Source organism: Streptomyces sp. NPDC054866 (assembly GCF_053610745.1).
Genome location: NZ_JBSGZA010000002.1, coordinates 80,982 through 97,129, shown reverse-complemented (window position 1 = coordinate 97,129; position 16,148 = coordinate 80,982). Strand labels below are relative to the sequence as shown.

Here is a 16,148-nt window from a genome sequence, read left to right as displayed (position 1 = left end):
GAATGCCATACCTCCGGAGGTTCTGGCCATGCGCCGCCCGAAGCCCGCTCACCGGCCCCTTCATCCCCACCGCGTCGCCGTCATCGCGCCCTCGCCCGTATCGATGTTCAACCTCGCGATCCCCGAGATGCTCTTCGGGAAGGTCGAGGTGGACGGCGGACCCGGATACGAGGTGGTCGTCTGCACGCCGCAGCCCGGCACCATCGCCACCACCGGTGGGCTCAGCCTCCAGGTGGAGCACGGGCTCGACGCCGTGCGCGACGCCGACACCCTCCTCGTCGCGGGTACCGGACACCGCTACGAGCCCGACCCGCGGACCGTCGCCGCCGTCCGCGAGGCCGCCGAAGCGGGCCGGCGCATCGCCTCCATCTGCAGCGGCGCCTTCGTGCTCGCCGAGGCGGGACTGCTCGACGGGCGCAGCGCCACCACGTACTGGCAGCTCGCCGAGGAACTGCGCAGCCGCTATCCGGCGCTCGACCTCAAGGGAGATGTCCTCTACGTGGAGGACGGGCAGGTCATGACGTCCTCCGGGTACGCCGCGGGGATCGACCTGTGCCTGCACATCATCCGCACCGACTACGGGGCTGCCGTCGCCAACCAGGTGGCAAGGGCCGCGCTCGTCGCCCCCGTACGGCCCGGCGGCCAGACCCAGTTCACCCAGACCCCGCTCCCTCCCGAGCGCGGCAACGCCTGCGCCGACACCCGGGGCTGGGCCATGCGCCACCTCGACGAGCCGCTCACGCTCACCGACCTCGCCCGGCAGGCGGGCGTCAGCGTGCGCACCCTCACCCGGCGCTTCCACGCGGAGAGCGGTGTGAGCCCGCTGCAATGGCTGCTCCACCAGCGCGTCGAGCGGGCCAAGGAGCTCCTGGAGACGACCTCGCTCCCCATGGACCAGGTGGCGCGGGCCTGCGGGCTCGGCACCGCCGACTCGCTCCGCGGCCACCTGGTGCGCCGCACCGGGCTCACGCCGAGCGCCTACCGCGCCCAGTTCAGCCGCCTCGGAACTCAAAGCGGCCGGAACACGTCTATCGCAGCGTGATCCACTCAGCACTTCCCACGACGATGCGGACCGTGATGCCGACCGTCATACGCAGCGCCGTCACCGCCGACGCCCCGGCCCTCGCGGCCCTGCACGCCCGGGCCCGGGCCACGTACTACCCCGAGGGGCTGCCGGACGAAGCCGTCGACGCGACGGCGATGTGGCAGGCGGGCATCGAGCGCCGCGGCGGGCATGTGCTGTGCGCGGTCCGTCAGGGCCTGATCGTGGGCCTCGCGTCGTTCCGTACGCCGGAGGGCGAGGCCGGGGACACGGTGGTGCTGTTCCAGTTCCACGTCGATCCTGACCACTGGAGGGCGGGCGTCGGCTCGGACCTGCACGCCGCGTGCGTGGAGGAGTGGCGGGCCGACGGCATCCGGGAGGCCTCCCTGGACGTCCACCGCGAGAACCGCCGGGCCCAGGCCTTCTACGTACGCCACGGCTGGCGGCCCGAGGAGCCGGGCGAGGGCGCGAGCACTCACCTGCGGATGCGGCTGCGCCTGACGGACCCGCCCGCCAGGGAATGAGCGGGGCAGGTCGTACGTTGTTCAACTGACCGGAGGGACCCTCCGTACTACCGTTCGACCTGAAGAGAGCTAGTCACATGCGCGTCGAGATCTGGAGCGACATCGCCTGCCCCTGGTGCTACGTGGGCAAGGCCCGCTTCGAGAAGGCACTCGCCGCCTTCCCGCACCGCGACGACGTCGAGGTGGTGCACCGCTCCTTCGAGCTCGACCCCTCGCGCGCCAAGGGCGACAGCGGGCTCGTGATCCCGATGCTCGCCAAGAAGTACGGCATGAGCGAGGAGCAGGCCCAGGAGGCCGAGCGGAACCTCGGCGTGAACGCCTCCTCCGAAGGCCTCGACTACCTCACCGAGGGCCGCGACCACGGCAGCACCTTCGACATGCACCGCCTCCTGCACTTCGCCAAGGAGCAGGGCAGGCAGGACGAGCTGCTCGGTCTCCTCTACCGGGCCAACTTCGCCGAGGAGCGCTCCGTCTTCGACGACGACGAGCGCCTCGTGGAGCTCGCCGTCGCGGCCGGTCTCGACGCGGAAGCGTCCCGCGCGGTCCTCGCCGACCCGTCCCGGTACGCCGACGACGTACGCACAGACGAGCGCGAGGCCGCCGAGCTCGGCGCGAACGGCGTGCCGTTCTTCGTCCTCGACCGCAAGTTCGGCGTCTCCGGCGCCCAGCCCGCCGACGTCTTCGCGCAGGCTCTGGAGCAGGCGTGGGACAGCCGCTCACCGCTCACCACGCTCGCGGACGGCGACGGCGACGCCTGCGGCCCGGACGGCTGCGCCGTCCCGCAGGCCTGAAGCGACGACGCGTAAGCAGTGCGCGTGAGCAGTACGCGTAAGCAGTGCTAACCGGTCGCCTTCACACACCGGTGATGGACGTGGGTGCGGACGGGCGCGAGAGTTGGTCCCATGGGGATCACGCACGGCGCCGAGTTCGCGCCCACGTCGACGTATCTGAACACGGCGAGCTGCGGTCTGCTGCCCGCAAGGGCAGTCGAGGCGATCCAGCGCCTCGCGGCCGAGAACGGCGCGGGCAGATGGGGCGGCGCGGGCGACTTCGAGATCGTGCAGGCCGCCCGTGAGTCGTTCGCGCGGCTCGTCGGCGTGCCGCACGCGCGCGTGGCCACCGGCGGATCGGTCGCCGTCCACGCCGGACTGATCGCCGCGTCACAGCGGCCAGGATCCGAAGTCCTCTTCCCCGAGGGCGACTTCAGCTCGATCATCAACCCCTTCGTGATCCGCGGCGACCTCAAGCTCCGCTACGCGCCCCTTGAGGACCTCGCCGACGCGATCCGCCCCACCACTGCCCTCGTCGTGTACTCCGGCGTGCAGTCGGCCGACGGCCGTCTCGCCGACGACACGGCGGTGCGCGAGGCCGCCGCAGCCCACGGGGCCCGCACCCTCAACGACGCGACGCAGGCAGCGGGTTGGCTGCCCTTCGACGCGAGTCTGTACGACTACACCGTCACCGGCGCCTTCAAGTGGCTGCTCTGCCCGCGCGGCACGTCGTTCCTGACGGTGAGCGAGGAGGCGCAGGAGTCCCTCGTCCCGCTGCACGGCGGCTGGCTCGCGGCGGCGGACACCTGGAACTCCACATACGGCCCGCTGTCGCAACTGGCCCCCGACGCACACCGTTTCGACGAACCTCCCGCCTTCCTCGCGTACCACGGAGCGGCGGCGGCCCTCGCGTACGTGGAGGAGACCGGCGTCGAAGCGGTGCACGCCCACGACACCGCGCTGGCGGCCCGCTACCGCGCAGGGCTCGCGGAGCTCGGCCACGAGCCGGTTCCCGGCGCGTCCTCCATCGTCTCCGTCCCCGGACTCGCAGGCAGGGAGCCCGAGTTGAGCCGGGCCGGGATCATCACGGCCGCGCGGGCGGGGCACCTGCGAGCCTCGTTCCACCTGTACAACACAGAGGCGGACGTGGACCGGATCCTCGACGTGCTCTCCGGCTGAACCCTGGCGCGCCGGGCGGCGGGGCGCTAGGAAGGCATGACGGGGTGGCCTCACGAGGCGGTGGTGTCAGTGGCTCAGCAGCCCCATCCGGACGCCGACCTGCATCAGCGCCTGGTGTACGGCGACGAGACGGCGCTCGCCGAGGCCTACGACGCGTACGGCGCCCTCGTCCACCGCGTCGCGGGACGCGTCACCCGCAGCCCTGTCGCGGCGGAGGACGTCGCCCAGGAGGTCTTCGCCCATCTCTGGTCGAGGCCGTACGCGTTCGACGCGCGGCGGGGCAGTCTGCGCACCTGGCTGTGCATGCTGGCGCATCGGAGGGCGGTGGACTGGGTACGCGGCGAGGAGCGCCACCGCAAGGCGGCCCACGCCGACGACTCGACCCTGCACACCATTCCCGCCCCGGATCCGCCCCCGGAAGACGTGGTCATGGCACGAGAACGCTCCCTGCTCCTCCACTCCGCTCTGGCGCGACTTCCGCTCCCGCAGCGCCAGGTGGTGCACCTCGCGTACTTCGCGGGCCGCACGTACCGCCAGGCGGCGGTCGAACTCGGCATACCGGAGGGCACGGCGAAGACCCGCTTACGGGCGGCCCTGCGCAGACTGGCCGAGGCCCTGGCCGACCCACCGGACCCATCCGGCTCGGCACTTGCCGACGCTCCAGGCGAAAGAGGCGCGTGATGACCACGGATCACGAAGCCGTACGTGAACTTCTCGGGGCCTGGGCCTTCGGCGCGCTCATGCCGGGCGATGAGCGGACGGTCGCCCCGCATCTGGCCGACTGCGAGCCGTGCGCGGCGGAGGCTACGCGGCTGCGGGCGACGGTGCGGGACCTGGACGGTCCACCCCTGGCCGACAGCGGGCCCGCCCCCGCGGACCGGGGCCTGGCCCTCGCTCTGCGCACCCGCCCTGCGGCGCCCCGTACGGCTCCGCACGCCGCTCCGTACGCTGCCGCCGTGGCCGGACTCCAGGCGCTCCTTGGGGAGTTGGAGGAGAGCGGCGCCTGGGGAACCCCTGTCGTGCACGACTGGAACGTCCACGACACCATGGCGCATCTGCTGGCCGCGGACGAGCCGTTGGCCGTGCGGCTCGGTCTGCGCGGGCCCGGGCCGTGCGACGGGGTGGACGGGACGCCGTGGCGTGTGGCGTGGGCCGCGCGTACGGAGGCGGTCCTGGCCCGGGAGCGGGTCCGCACTCCCTCGCAGACGGTGGCGTCCTGGGAGAGTCAGGCCGCCGCGCTGCTCTCCTCTCCCGAGGCGTACGACCCCGAACTGGCGGGGCGGGCCACGATGTTGATGGGGGCGCGGCTGCCGGTGGCGGACCACTTCCTTGTCCGGGCTTTCGAGGCGTGGGTGCACTCGGACGACATCGGCAGGGCTCTGGACATACCGGTCCCGGCGCCCCGCACTCCCCATCTCTGGCAGCTGGTGCGTCTGGCCGTACGGATCCTGGAGCTGGCCCTGGGCTCCAAGGCGCCGGCCGTCGCGCTGACCCTTGCCGGGGAGGGGGGCGAGGTTTCCTGGGTCCTGGGCGGTGGTGGGGCGGAGCCGGTGCGTGCGGAGGTGGTGCTTGACCCGGTGGACTTCTGCCTGCTCATGGGCGGCCGCGTCTCCCCTGTGGGGGTGGCGAAGGGAATCTCCGGCAGCGAGGCCGCCGCGGACCAGATCCTGACCCGGGCGGCATCCCTGGCCTGGCTCTGACCCCGCAGCCTCCCCTGGACGAACAAGCTTTCCCGCCCACCCAGCCGATTGCCCCGCAGCGACCAGCGATTACCCGCAGTCGGCGACGCTCGCGAGGGGACGTGTCGGTATGTCTGCCCGGAGCACGGTTCGCGGCGCTCCGGTGCCGAAGTAGCCCCACGGCCACCGGACGATAGCGAGGACGGACATACCGGCGCGGCCCCGCACCCACAGACGGACCGGGACCGCCGCCCCACGCCGGAGGCCTAGGCCCCGCCCCCCGCGGTCCTCGCCTCCAGGGGGCAGTCCGCCGTTTGCGTGCACAGGTTTGCTTCCACTCGGCCCAGGAGCCTTGCCAGTTCCGTCCGTTCGGACTCGTTCAGGCCCTCCAGCGTGTGCGTCTCCAGTTCGCCCCACGCCCGCTCCACCTCCGCCAGGAGCCCGCAGCTCGCGTCCGTGGCCTCGACCAGTACCGCGCGGCGGTCGGCCGGGTCGGGGCGGCGGCGTACGTGTCCTGCCTGTTCCAGGCGTTGCAGCATCTTCGTGACCGTCGACGGGTCCAGGTCCACCGCCTTGATCAGCTCCGACTGCCGCACAGGCCCCGCGTCCCAGAGGCACATCATCACGAACTCCTGGCCGGGATAGAGCCCGAGCCCCTTCAGCGCCTTGCCCGCCGCGATCCGGTGCAGCCGGGCCACCCGGCTCACGGTGTGGCTGACAGGCCCCCGCCGCGCCGCGGTGGGGAGCTCGGTACAGGCAGGGTCGGCCGAAGCCTTCATCGGGGCTCCTGAGAGGGAGAGGAGGTGTGCTTCTCCCAGATTAGCTTGGTCGGCCAAGGAATGCGTTACAGTGACATCCGGTTCAATTACTTGGCCGACCAATAACTTTCCCTGGGGGCACCAGATGACCACCGCGTTCGACTCCCTCGACCTCGCGGGCACCCCGCTCGCCAACCGCATCGCCATGGCTCCGATGACCCGAAGCCGTGCGGGCCAGGGCGCCACCGCCACGGAACTGACCGCCGAGTACTACGCCCAGCGCGCCTCGGCGGGCCTGATCATCACGGAGGGCATCCAGCCCTCCGCCATCGGCCAGGGCTACCCGGACACCCCGGGCCTGCACTCCGCGGAGCAGGTCGAGTCCTGGCGCAAGGTCACGTCCGCCGTGCACGCCGCGGGCGGCAAGATCTTCGCCCAGATCATGCACACCGGCCGCATCGGCCACCCCGTACTGCTCCCCGACGGCCTGGTGAACGTGGCACCCTCGGCCGTCGCGGCCGAGGGGCAGGTCTACACGGCGGAGGGTCCCAAGGACTTCGTCACGCCCCGCGAGCTGACCGGTGACGAGATCCGCGCCACCATCGCCGACTTCGTGACCGCGGCCCGCAACGCCATCGACGCGGGCTTCGACGGAGTCGAACTGCACGGCGCCAACGGCTACTTGATCCACCAGTTCCTGGCACCGGGCTCCAACCGGCGCACCGACGAATGGGGCGGCACCCCGGAGAACCGCATCCGCTTCGCGGTCGAGACCGCGAGGGCGGTCGCCGCCGAGATCGGCGCCGCCCGCACCGGCATCCGTCTGTCTCCCGGCAACCCGTTCAACGACATCTCCGAGCCCGCGGCCGAGCTTGAGGCCACGTACACCTCCCTGGTCAAGGAGCTCAGCGCCCTGGACCTGGCGTACCTGCACGTCATGGAGGTGGGGCCGATCCGCGACCTGGTGACCACCCTGCGCGGGAGCTTCAACGGGCCGTTCATCCTGAACCCCGCGACCGAGGGCCCCACAGGGCGCGACGCGCTCGCCCTGGTCGAGGACGGCACCGCGGACGTCGTCGCGTTCGGTGCGCTGTTCCTCGCCAACCCCGACCTGCCGGCCCGCCTCAAGGCCGAAGGCCCGTACAACACGCCTGACCCGGCGACGTTCTACGGCGGCACGGAGAAGGGCTACACGGACTACCCCGCGCTGTAACCCCGTACCAAGTGTGGCCCGGCACCCCCAGGTGCCGGGCCAACTCGCGTACGAGACTGCCTACTTCAGAGAATTCTTACTTCAGAGACTGCCTACTTCACCGGAGTGAAGTCCCGGGCCCCAATGTATTCCGGCCGCCGGACCGGTGCCGCGAACGGCTCCACCGCCGTGTTCTCCACGCTGTTGAACACGATGAAGACGTTGCTGCGCGGGAACGGCGTGATGTTGTCCCCCGAACCATGCATGGCATTGCAGTCGAACCAGGTCGCCGAGCCCGCCTCACCGGTGAAGAGCCGGATGCCGTAGTCCGACGCGAGGCTGGTCAGCGTCTCGTTCGAGGGAATGCCCGCGTCCTGCATCTGCAGGGACCGCTTGTAGTTGTCCTTCGGCGTCGCCCCTTCACAGCCGAGGAACGTCTTGTGCGACCCCGGCATGATCATGAGGCCGCCGTTGGTGTCGTGATTCTTCGTGAGCGCGATGGAGACGGAGACGGTCCGCATGTTCGCGAGGCCGTCCTCGGCGTGCCAGGTCTCGAAGTCCGAGTGCCAGTAGAACCCGGAGGCTCCGAAGCCGGGCTTCACGTTGATCCGGGACTGGTGGACATACACGTCGGAGCCCAGGATCTGCCGGGCCCGACCCACCACTCGCGGGTCGGCTGCGAGCTTCTTGAACAGCTCGCTGATCTTGTGCACCTCAAAGATGGTGCGGATCTCCTGGGAACGCGGCTCCACGATGGAGCGCTCGTCCGCCCGCATCGTGGGGTCACCGATCAACCGCTCGAGCTCTGCGTGGTACACGCTCACCTCGTCCGGGGTGATGAGCTGGTCGATCGCCAGGAAACCGTCCCGTTCGAACCCCGCCAGATCATTGGCCGCGATCGGCCCCGGCGTACCCGGCTCGGACCACACGACGGGGTCCTTGCGCTCGATGAGGACCTCTTCGGTGCCTCGGGTCGGGTACAGGTCGGCGGTGCGTTCGGGTGCGGTGGTCATGGTGTTGCCTGCCTCTCCTCTCGTACGGCCCTTTCCGGGATGTACACCCCCGCCGCCCAGAGGAAGAGGGCGGCGAGGGAGATTCAGGGGGCGTGCTCCGGCTAGGCCGGCTCCGGCTCCGTGAGCAGCGGGTACACGCCGTTCTCGTCGTGGTCCTCACGACCCGTGACGGGCGGGTTGAAGACACAGATGCAGTGGAAGTCCTCCTTGATCCGCATCGTGTGCTTCTCGTGCCCGTCGAGCAGGTACATCGTGCCCGGCGTGATCGTGTACTTCTCGCCGGTCGTGTCGTCGGTCAGCTCGGCCTCACCCTTGGTGCACACGACGGCCTCGATGTGGTTGGCGTACCACATCGACGTCTCCGTACCCGCGTACAGGATGGTCTCGTGGACCGAGAAGCCCACCCGCTCCTTGGCGAGGACGATGCGCTTGCTCTCCCAGGTGCCCGAAGCGGCCTTCACATGCCGGTCGGTGCCTTCAATGTCCTTGAACGAACGGACGATCACGGTGAGTTGGTTCCTTTTCTCTTACGGGGGTGAGGAGGCGGGCGGCCGGGCCGCCGCCGATGCGGCGGCGGCCCGGCGCACCGCTCAGGCGGTCTCGCGCACCGCGCGGGCGAGCGTGCGAAGTCCCTCGTCCAGCTCGTCGGCGGTGATCGTCAGCGCCGGAAGGAGCTTGACGACCTCGCTCTCGGGTCCCGAGGTCTCGATGAGCAGGCCGAGTTCGAAGGCGCGCTTGGCGATGGCGCCCGCGCGTGCCTTGTCGATGAACTCCATGCCCCAGACGAGACCGCGGCCGCGGTACTCCTTGATGGCGCCGGGGTTCTCTTCGACGATCGCGGCGAAGGCCTCCTCGACCTGCTCGCCGCGGGCACGGGTCTGCTTCTCCATGGCCGGGCCGTCGGACCAGTAGGTCTCCAGGGCGGCGGCGGCCGTGACGAAGGCCGGGTTGTTGCCGCGGAAGGTGCCGTTGTGCTCGCCCGGCTCCCAGACGTCCAGCTCGGGCTTGAACAGCGTCAGGGCCATCGGCATGCCGTAGCCGCTGATGGACTTGGACACCGTCACGATGTCCGGCGTGATGCCCGCCTCCTCGAAGGAGAAGAACGCGCCGGTGCGGCCGCAGCCCATCTGGATGTCGTCGACGATGAGCAGCATGTCCCAGCGCTTGCACACGTCGGCGAGCTTGCGGAGCCACTCGGCGCGGGCGACGTTGATGCCGCCCTCGCCCTGCACCGTCTCGACGATCACGGCGGCGGGCTGGTTCAGGCCGGAGCCCTGGTCCTCCAGCAAACGCTCGAACCAGATGAAGTCGGGGGTCTTGCCGTCGAAGTAGTGGTCGAACGGCATCGGCGTGCCGTGCACCAGCGGGATGCCGGCGCCGGCGCGCTTGAAGGCGTTGCCGGTCACCGCGAGCGAACCGAGCGACATGCCGTGGAAGGCGTTCGTGAACGACACGATCGACTCGCGGCCCTTGACCTTGCGGGCCAGCTTCAGCGCGGACTCGACGGCGTTGGTGCCCGTCGGGCCCGGGAACATGACCTTGTACGGCAGGTCACGCGGGCGCAGGATGATGTTCTGGAACGACTCGAGGAACGCCCGCTTGGCGACCGTGGACATGTCCAGGCCGTGGACGACGCTGTCGCGCTCCAGGTAGTCGATCAGGGCGCGTTTGAGGACCGGGTTGTTGTGGCCGTAGTTGAGCGAGCCGGCCCCGGCGAAGAAGTCGAGGTACGAGTGGCCGTCCTCGTCGAACATGCGGCTGCCCTGCGCACGGTCGAAGACAGTGGGCCAACCGCGGCAGTAGCTGCGCACCTCCGACTCCAGGGTCTCGAAGACGCTCAGGTCGGGCTGGGTGATGGTCACAGCAGATCTCCTGGGAGATGGAAAGACGTGGGAGGTGGGGGGGTGACAGGTGGTTCATGGGGGGAAAGGGGCGGAACTCAGCCGACTGGCTCGACCGGTTCGATCTGCGCGACTTTCCCGGTCTGTGCGATCGGCTCGATCAGGAACAGGACCTCGGGCTCGTGCCCCTCGTCGGGGAAGAGCCCGGCGTCGAAGAGCACCGTGCGCTCGACAGACGCTCCGTGGCGCTGTGCGTACGAGGTGAAGAGCCGCTGGGACGGTGCGTTGTCCGGCGTGATGGTCGTCTCGACCGAGACCAGCTCCCGGTCGGCGGCGACCTTGGCGGTGAGGCCGTCGAGCAGCGCACCGGCAAGGCCGCGGCCGCGGTGCGCCTGGTCGACGGCCACCTGCCAGACCACCAGGGTGCGCGGCCGCTCGGGCCGGATGTAGCCGGTGATGAACCCGGCGGGCTCACCGTTCGAGTCCCTGGCCACCACGGAGGTCGCCGCGAAGTCGCGGCACCACAGCAGGTAGCTGTACGAGGAGTTGAGGTCCAACACCTTCGAGTCGCGTGCGATGCGCCAGATCGCGGCGCCGTCGGCGACGTCGGGGGTGTCGAGTCGCAACCCCTCGGGCATTTCCAGGGAATTCGCTAGCAGGTCGGTCGGTAGATCGGCTTGTGCAGCGGTCATGCGGATTGAATTTACCGAGCAATTTCTATAATTGCATCGCCGGGAGGGGTTACGTCAGAGCGCTCGATGTGTTATCACGCGGGGGTGCGCGCCCGCAGGAATCCCCGGCGGTTTGGCCTGATTTGATGGGGTCATACGGCACATACCGGGCGCGTTGTGGAGTACGTCACAGAACCGTAACTCCCTCGAAGCATGTCCGAATTGTGAGACTTGACCCTGTCGAAACCTTAGTGTTTAGGTCTCCGGAAAGCGGGCAGAAGAATACGGGAAGCTGTGCTCATAAAGTGGATAAAGAAGCGGTGAGAATTCGTCCGTGAATTTACGTAGAGTATTTACGGCCCCGTCACCCCGTCGATGCCCTCCCTGAGAAGATCGACGTGGCCGTTGTGCCGCGCGTACTCCTCGATGAGGTGGACCAGGATCCAGCGCAGGCTGACCTCGGCGCTGCCCGTCACGGCCGCTTCCCGCTGGCTGAGCCGCCCGACGTCGTCCAGCGAGCGTCCCTCGCAGAGCTCCCGGCTCACCGCCACCTCGCGTCGCCACACGGCCAGGGCCTGCACGCACGACCGCCCCGGGTCAAGGGCGAAGCCCCCCGCACCGTCCCCGTACACCGACGGCACGTCCCGCCCGCCGAGCACCCGCTGAAACCAGTTCCGCTCCACCTCGGCCAGATGCTGCACGAGACCGAGCAGGGTCAACGACGAGGACGGGACCGAAGCGACACGGGTCTGTGCGTCATCGAGCCCGGAGCACTTCACCGCGAGGGTCCCGCGATGGAAATCGAGCCAGCCGGCCAGCATCGCGGCCTCGTCGGCGGTCGGATCGGGAACAGGTCGGCCGTCCGGGAGCGTGGGCATGGCGGTCACGCTGCCACGTGGGCCGCTCGGGACGGCCGATGTTCGCTGTGAGCTTGCGGCTGCCGGGGGCTGCTGCCGGGCGGGCGGGTGGGCGTCGGCCGCGCCTACTGCCAGGCAGCCGTCACCGCGCGGCGTGTCGCCTCCAGGTCGACCGTGAGGCCCGTTTCGCCCATCGCGGCTCCCAGGGCGGCGAGCGAGGCGTGTACGACGCCTCGGGTCGCGTCCGGGCCGTAGTGGTTCACCCGGATCATCTCCGTGGCGAGGGCGCCGCCGCCGGCGACCAGCGGAAGCACCGGGTCCGCGGCGAGGGCCTTGGCGACGAGCTCCGAGGCGTCGACCCCGTCCGGGGCCCGCAGCGTCGTGGCGACCGGAGCGGCGTCCCGCGCCTCGTGGACGTACGGCGTGAGGCCGCCGCCCAGAGCGATCGCACCCGCACGCGTCGCCGCGGCGGCGGTGGCGTGCCGTGCCATCAGCGCGTCGAGCCCCTCCGCCTCGATGCGCTCCACGCACGCTTCGAGCGCGAGCATCTCCAGCTGGGCCGGGGCGTGCAGCAGCGCCTTGCGCCCGCCGTCGATCCAGCGCTCCTTCCAGTCCAGGAGGGAGAGGTAGGAGCGGCGCGGCGCCCGCGGGTTGGCGGCGAGGCGCGTCCAGGCCCGCTCGCTCACGGAGACGGCCGAGACGCCTGCCGGGCCGCCCATCGCCTTCTGCGCGCCGATCACGCACAGGTCCACGCCCCACGCGTCCGGAAGCAGCGGCTCCGCGGCCACCGAGGCGACGGCGTCGAGCATGAAGAGGGCACCGTGCTCGCGTACGACCTCACCGATCTCGGCGACGGGATTGGTGTTGCCGGTCGCGGCCTCGGCATGGACGAGCGAGACGAAGTCGATCTCGGGATGCTCGGCGAGGGCCTCGCGCACCTGCTCGGCGGTGACGGCCGTGTGGAAGGGGACGGCGAGGTCGACGACCGTCGCCCCGCAGTCCCGCAGCCAGTTTCCGAAGGTCTGCCCGTAAGGACCGGTGATGACGTTCAGCGCGGTCGTGCCCGGCTGCGCCGCGCCCCGGATACAGCCCTCCAGAGGGAGCAGCGCCTCGCCCTGCATGATCACGACGTCCTGCGAGGTGGAGAGCAGCCCGGTGACGCGCTCCTCGATGGAGGCGAAGTGCTGGGCGCTCAGAGGGGCCAGGTCAAGGAATGGATGCGTCGTCACGTGTGTCGTCACCGTGCTGCTCACTTCGCTGCTCACTTCGCTCACGAGTTCGTTCGGGCTGCCGGACCGAGCGTACCGACAGGCTCCTAAGCTGCTGTACATGAGCGATCACACGGTGCTGCACGTGAAGGGGCGGGTGCTCGTCGGCCCGGACGAGGTCCGGGACGAATTGTGGGTGGTCGGGGGCAGGGTCACGTACGACCGCCCGGCGCGTGCGGCGGACGTCACGACGATCGAGGGCTGGACGCTCCCGGGCCTGGTCGACGCGCACTGCCACGTGGGCCTGGACGCGCACGGCCCGGTGGACGCGGCCACGGCCGAGAAGCAGGCGCTGACCGACCGCGAGATCGGCGCGCTCCTCATCCGCGACGCGGGCTCCCCGTCCGACACCCGCTGGATCGACGACCGCGAGGACCTCCCCAAAATCATCCGGGCGGGCCGCCACATCGCGCGTACGCGCCGCTACATCCGCAACTACGCCCACGAGATCGAGCCCTCCGACCTCGTCGCGTACGTCGCCCAGGAGGCGCGGCGCGGCGACGGCTGGGTCAAGCTGGTCGGCGACTGGATCGACCGCGACGCCGGAGACCTGACGGCGTGCTGGCCCCGGGCCGAGGTGGAGGCGGCGATCGCCGAGGCGCACCGCCTGGGCGCGCGCGTGACGGCGCACTGCTTCGCCGAGGACTCCCTGCGGGACCTGGTGGAGGCGGGCATCGACTGCATCGAGCATGCCACCGGCCTGACCGAGGAGACCATCCCGCTCTTCGCCGAGCGGGGCGTCGCGATCGTGCCGACGCTGGTGAACATCGCGACGTTCCCGCAGCTGGCCGACGGCGGCGAGTCGAAGTTCCCCAAGTGGTCGCGGCACATGCGGCGGCTGTACGAGCGCCGCTACGACACGGTGCGGGCCGCGTACGACGCGGGAGTGCCGGTGTACGCGGGCACGGACGCGGGCGGCTCGCTGGCCCACGGCCTGGTCGCCGCCGAGGTGGCCGAGCTGCGGCTCGCCGGAATCCCGGCAGTGGACGCCCTGTCGGCGACGACATGGGGAGCGAGGTCCTGGCTGGGACGCCCCGGCCTGGTGGAGGGAGCACCGGCGGACCTGGTGGTGTACGGGGCCGATCCCCGGGAGGACGTGGGGGTGCTGGCGGCGCCGCGGAGGATCGTGCTGAACGGGAGGGTGGTGGGGTAGGTGGATTCAGCCCGTCGGGCGTTTGAGGGTGAACGCGGTGAACGCGGCGAACGCGGTGAACGTAGCGAAGGCGGCGAACGCGGCGAACGCGGCGAAGCCGGTGATCAGCGGTCAGCATCGGTCCCGGCGGAGCCGGGTTCTCGGGAAGGGGCGGGATCGGGGAAGGAAAAGGCCCCGTCCATCAGCACCGGCACCCCCTGCGAAGCCCCGGACTCCACCGCCACCGCCACATCCTCCGCGAAGCCGTAAGCCCGCAGCTCCCGCCCCGACGCGCAGTCGGCGACGGCCGAGGCGACGTCTCCGCACGACGTGTAGGCGGCGGCCGTCACCGAGGCCTCCGGTGAGAGCTCGGCCCCGTGGATCGCGGAGACGATCGCCCCCGCCCCCAGCAGATCCTCCAGGGCGGGGCGCAGACTCCCGTCGGCCCAGCGCTCACCGGCGGCGACGACGGCGACCGGCAGGTCACGTGTCCCGTACCCCCGCCTCGCGAGCCAACTCCCCACCGCCGCCGCGTTCCTGAGGCACCCCGCGACGACCGCACCGGACGTACCCGCCGCCGCGGCGATCGCCGATCCGTTGGGCGAGGGCAGCACCAGGCAGGGCGTGAAGGGTGCCCGGCGCAGTGCGGCGGGGGAGAGGGACCACGGTGACCCGGCGGTCACCCCGCGCCGCCCGACCGCCAGTGCCGCGTCCCGCTCGCGGGCGAAGACGACAGCGCTCTCGTCCCGCCACGCGTACGGGAAGACCTTCGTCCCCGCGTCCACCGCGACCGACACCGCCGTCGTGAACGACAGCACATCGACGACGACCAGGCACGCCACATCGCCACCCGCCGTGAGCCGCCGGGCTCCCTCGGGCCCCCATTCGAACCTGACCCCGTACGCGCCCTGCTCGCACCACTCCTCGCCACTTCTGCGCCGCGTCTGCCCCATGTGACTCATATTGACGGAGCGTTACGCAATCGGGCCTCGGTTCGTTGCACATCATTCGGCCACGGCGTCGGCGTCAACCGACGTGTTCGAGCCAGGGAGTTGCTCGGGTGGTTCGTGGGAACGCCCGTGCCTGAAGATTCGAAAGCAAGGGCGGAAACCTCCCTTTGGAGTGAACTCACGCTCGGTCGCTGGCTATTCACTCTCAGTGCGTAAAGATTCCCCCTGTCGATGTTGCCGGTGTCGCGCTCAAGCGATGTCCCCATCCAGCGAAGCGCGAGGCTTCCGGCGACTCCGTATCTCCTGTGGGGGTTCCACCACCTTGAACAGCAACACCTTCCGCATGCCCGCACGCCGCATCGGCGTGATCGCCACCGCCACGGTTCTCGCCGCGGGCCCCGCGGCGCTCGCCACCGCGGGACCCGCGTCGGCGACGGGCGGCGACAAGGGCCGCGCGAACGCCGTCGTGCTGCGTACCGGGCTCGACGTGTCCCTGCTCAACAAGACCTTGAACGTCCCGCTCAAGGTCTCGCTCAACGAAGTACAGGCACCGGCCAGCGCCGGGAAGACCGCGCTCACCGCTGAGCTCGACGGGGTCAACGGCGGGCAGCCGTTCAGCGTGCTGCGGGCGGACGTCGCCACCGCGAAGGCGACCGTCGAGGACGGGAAGGCGGAGGGCTACAGCAACATCGCGCGGGCGAAGGTGCATGTGCCGGGCCTGCCGCTGCTGTCCCTGATCGAGGTCGAGCAGGTGACGTCCAAGGCGGTCTGCGCTGCGGGCAAGCGGCCTGTCGCCGAGGCGAATCTCCTTGGCGGCGTCACGGTGCTCGGCAAGAAGGTCACGCTGTCGGCGGGGGGAACGACGCAGGTGAAGGTGCCGGGGGTCGGTGAGGTGCGGCTCGACCTGTCGAAGACGCGTACGACGTCGCGTACGGCTGCGGCGTCCGCGCTGGAGCTGAAGGTGTCCGTGAATCCCCTGAAGCTGAATGTCGCGGAGGTGGAGGGGACGGTGACGCTGGCCGGTGCCTCCTGCGAGGCCCCCGCCGCCGCGGCCAAGCCTTCGGCTCCGGTGAAGCCGCAGGGGGGTGCGGAGGAGAGGCCGCCAGCGACGAAGCCGCAGGAGGCGAACCTCGCCGAGACAGGGGGGAACTCGGCCACTCCGTACCTGGTGGGGGGTGCGGTTGTGCTGCTCGCTGCGGGGGGTGGGGCGGTGGCGATGACTCGCCGGGGGCGTAGGGGCTGAGGGGGGGGGTCCCTGCGGGGCTCTCCCCA

General features: G+C 70.6%; 17 protein-coding genes. 9 read left to right on the top strand and 8 right to left on the bottom strand.

Annotated features, from left to right (window positions below; genetic code table 11):
• The first annotated feature begins 28 nt into the window (after nucleotides 1-28).
• The 6 genes from ACWGI2_RS09120 (at nucleotide 29) to ACWGI2_RS09095 (ending at nucleotide 5,215) form a co-directional block, all read left to right on the top strand.
• Nucleotides 29-1,042, top strand: coding sequence for a GlxA family transcriptional regulator (locus tag ACWGI2_RS09120; RefSeq protein WP_453694754.1), 1,014 nt, complete (start codon nucleotides 29-31; stop codon nucleotides 1,040-1,042).
• 35 nt (nucleotides 1,043-1,077) lie between these two features.
• On the top strand, nucleotides 1,078-1,566 hold the full coding sequence (locus tag ACWGI2_RS09115) for an N-acetyltransferase family protein (protein WP_453695693.1): 489 nt from the start codon (nucleotides 1,078-1,080) through the stop codon (nucleotides 1,564-1,566).
• Nucleotides 1,567-1,643: 77 nt separating this feature from the next.
• A complete protein-coding gene (locus ACWGI2_RS09110) occupies nucleotides 1,644-2,357 on the top strand; it encodes a DsbA family oxidoreductase (RefSeq protein ID WP_453694753.1) in 714 nt (237 codons plus the stop codon).
• Nucleotides 2,358-2,468: 111 nt separating this feature from the next.
• Complete coding sequence (locus ACWGI2_RS09105; RefSeq protein ID WP_453694752.1) at nucleotides 2,469-3,515, top strand: aminotransferase class V-fold PLP-dependent enzyme; 1,047 nt, start codon at nucleotides 2,469-2,471, stop codon at nucleotides 3,513-3,515.
• 69 nt (nucleotides 3,516-3,584) lie between these two features.
• The gene (locus ACWGI2_RS09100; protein WP_453401248.1) at nucleotides 3,585-4,196 is read left to right on the top strand and encodes a sigma-70 family RNA polymerase sigma factor; all 612 of its coding nucleotides are present in this window, start codon (nucleotides 3,585-3,587) and stop codon (nucleotides 4,194-4,196) included.
• Nucleotides 4,196-5,215, top strand: a complete 1,020-nt coding sequence (locus ACWGI2_RS09095; RefSeq protein ID WP_453694751.1) for a maleylpyruvate isomerase family mycothiol-dependent enzyme — start codon at nucleotides 4,196-4,198, stop codon at nucleotides 5,213-5,215. Before ACWGI2_RS09100 ends, ACWGI2_RS09095 begins: the two co-directional genes overlap by 1 nt.
• 245 nt (nucleotides 5,216-5,460) lie before the next feature.
• On the opposite strand, the gene ACWGI2_RS09090 is transcribed toward ACWGI2_RS09095, so the two are convergent.
• Nucleotides 5,461-5,973, bottom strand: a complete 513-nt coding sequence (locus ACWGI2_RS09090; RefSeq protein ID WP_453694750.1) for a MarR family winged helix-turn-helix transcriptional regulator — start codon at nucleotides 5,971-5,973, stop codon at nucleotides 5,461-5,463.
• A 124-nt stretch (nucleotides 5,974-6,097) separates the two neighbouring features.
• Between ACWGI2_RS09090 and ACWGI2_RS09085 the strand changes: the two genes are divergently transcribed.
• A complete protein-coding gene (locus ACWGI2_RS09085) occupies nucleotides 6,098-7,165 on the top strand; it encodes an alkene reductase (RefSeq protein WP_453694749.1) in 1,068 nt (355 codons plus the stop codon).
• A 92-nt stretch (nucleotides 7,166-7,257) separates the two neighbouring features.
• On the opposite strand, the gene thpD is transcribed toward ACWGI2_RS09085, so the two are convergent.
• From thpD to ACWGI2_RS09055, 6 genes are all read right to left on the bottom strand, one after another.
• Nucleotides 7,258-8,157 carry an ectoine hydroxylase gene (gene thpD / locus ACWGI2_RS09080; RefSeq protein ID WP_453694748.1) on the bottom strand — a complete coding sequence of 300 codons (900 nt, stop codon included), beginning with the start codon at nucleotides 8,155-8,157 and terminating at the stop codon, nucleotides 7,258-7,260.
• 101 nt (nucleotides 8,158-8,258) lie between these two features.
• The gene (locus ACWGI2_RS09075) at nucleotides 8,259-8,663 is read right to left on the bottom strand and encodes an ectoine synthase (RefSeq protein WP_160504296.1); all 405 of its coding nucleotides are present in this window, start codon (nucleotides 8,661-8,663) and stop codon (nucleotides 8,259-8,261) included.
• Nucleotides 8,664-8,747: 84 nt separating this feature from the next.
• The gene (ectB, locus tag ACWGI2_RS09070; RefSeq protein ID WP_453401243.1) at nucleotides 8,748-10,019 is read right to left on the bottom strand and encodes a diaminobutyrate--2-oxoglutarate transaminase; all 1,272 of its coding nucleotides are present in this window, start codon (nucleotides 10,017-10,019) and stop codon (nucleotides 8,748-8,750) included.
• Between the two features lie 77 nt (nucleotides 10,020-10,096).
• The gene (gene ectA / locus ACWGI2_RS09065; protein ID WP_363312988.1) at nucleotides 10,097-10,690 is read right to left on the bottom strand and encodes a diaminobutyrate acetyltransferase; all 594 of its coding nucleotides are present in this window, start codon (nucleotides 10,688-10,690) and stop codon (nucleotides 10,097-10,099) included.
• Nucleotides 10,691-11,022: 332 nt separating this feature from the next.
• On the bottom strand, nucleotides 11,023-11,547 hold the full coding sequence (locus ACWGI2_RS09060) for a DinB family protein (RefSeq protein WP_453401242.1): 525 nt from the start codon (nucleotides 11,545-11,547) through the stop codon (nucleotides 11,023-11,025).
• Between the two features lie 104 nt (nucleotides 11,548-11,651).
• On the bottom strand, nucleotides 11,652-12,755 hold the full coding sequence (locus ACWGI2_RS09055) for a pyridoxal-phosphate-dependent aminotransferase family protein (protein WP_453694747.1): 1,104 nt from the start codon (nucleotides 12,753-12,755) through the stop codon (nucleotides 11,652-11,654).
• Nucleotides 12,756-12,855: 100 nt separating this feature from the next.
• On the opposite strand from ACWGI2_RS09055, the gene ACWGI2_RS09050 reads away from it, so the two are divergent.
• A complete protein-coding gene (locus ACWGI2_RS09050) occupies nucleotides 12,856-13,947 on the top strand; it encodes an amidohydrolase family protein (protein WP_453694746.1) in 1,092 nt (363 codons plus the stop codon).
• A gap of 104 nt (nucleotides 13,948-14,051) precedes the next feature.
• Here ACWGI2_RS09050 and ACWGI2_RS09045 read toward each other — a convergent pair whose 3' ends face one another.
• Nucleotides 14,052-14,879, bottom strand: coding sequence for a 2-phosphosulfolactate phosphatase (locus ACWGI2_RS09045; protein ID WP_453694745.1), 828 nt, complete (start codon nucleotides 14,877-14,879; stop codon nucleotides 14,052-14,054).
• 319 nt (nucleotides 14,880-15,198) lie between these two features.
• Here ACWGI2_RS09045 and ACWGI2_RS09040 point away from each other — a divergent pair, with 319 nt between their 5' ends.
• Complete coding sequence (locus ACWGI2_RS09040; protein WP_453694744.1) at nucleotides 15,199-16,119, top strand: SCO1860 family LAETG-anchored protein; 921 nt, start codon at nucleotides 15,199-15,201, stop codon at nucleotides 16,117-16,119.
• Nucleotides 16,120-16,148: the final 29 nt, after the last annotated feature.

Coding starts and splice junctions, on each gene's coding strand:
- ACWGI2_RS09120 (WP_453694754.1), top strand. CDS start 29: ATGCGCCGCCCGAAGCCCGCTCACCGGCCCCTTCATCCCCACCGCGTC.
- ACWGI2_RS09115 (WP_453695693.1), top strand. CDS start 1,078: ATGCCGACCGTCATACGCAGCGCCGTCACCGCCGACGCCCCGGCCCTC.
- ACWGI2_RS09110 (WP_453694753.1), top strand. CDS start 1,644: ATGCGCGTCGAGATCTGGAGCGACATCGCCTGCCCCTGGTGCTACGTG.
- ACWGI2_RS09105 (WP_453694752.1), top strand. CDS start 2,469: ATGGGGATCACGCACGGCGCCGAGTTCGCGCCCACGTCGACGTATCTG.
- ACWGI2_RS09095 (WP_453694751.1), top strand. CDS start 4,196: ATGACCACGGATCACGAAGCCGTACGTGAACTTCTCGGGGCCTGGGCC.
- ACWGI2_RS09090 (WP_453694750.1), bottom strand. CDS start 5,973: ATGAAGGCTTCGGCCGACCCTGCCTGTACCGAGCTCCCCACCGCGGCG.
- ACWGI2_RS09085 (WP_453694749.1), top strand. CDS start 6,098: ATGACCACCGCGTTCGACTCCCTCGACCTCGCGGGCACCCCGCTCGCC.
- thpD (WP_453694748.1), bottom strand. CDS start 8,157: ATGACCACCGCACCCGAACGCACCGCCGACCTGTACCCGACCCGAGGC.
- ectA (WP_363312988.1), bottom strand. CDS start 10,690: ATGACCGCTGCACAAGCCGATCTACCGACCGACCTGCTAGCGAATTCC.
- ACWGI2_RS09060 (WP_453401242.1), bottom strand. CDS start 11,547: ATGCCCACGCTCCCGGACGGCCGACCTGTTCCCGATCCGACCGCCGAC.
- ACWGI2_RS09050 (WP_453694746.1), top strand. CDS start 12,856: ATGAGCGATCACACGGTGCTGCACGTGAAGGGGCGGGTGCTCGTCGGC.
- ACWGI2_RS09045 (WP_453694745.1), bottom strand. CDS start 14,879: ATGGGGCAGACGCGGCGCAGAAGTGGCGAGGAGTGGTGCGAGCAGGGC.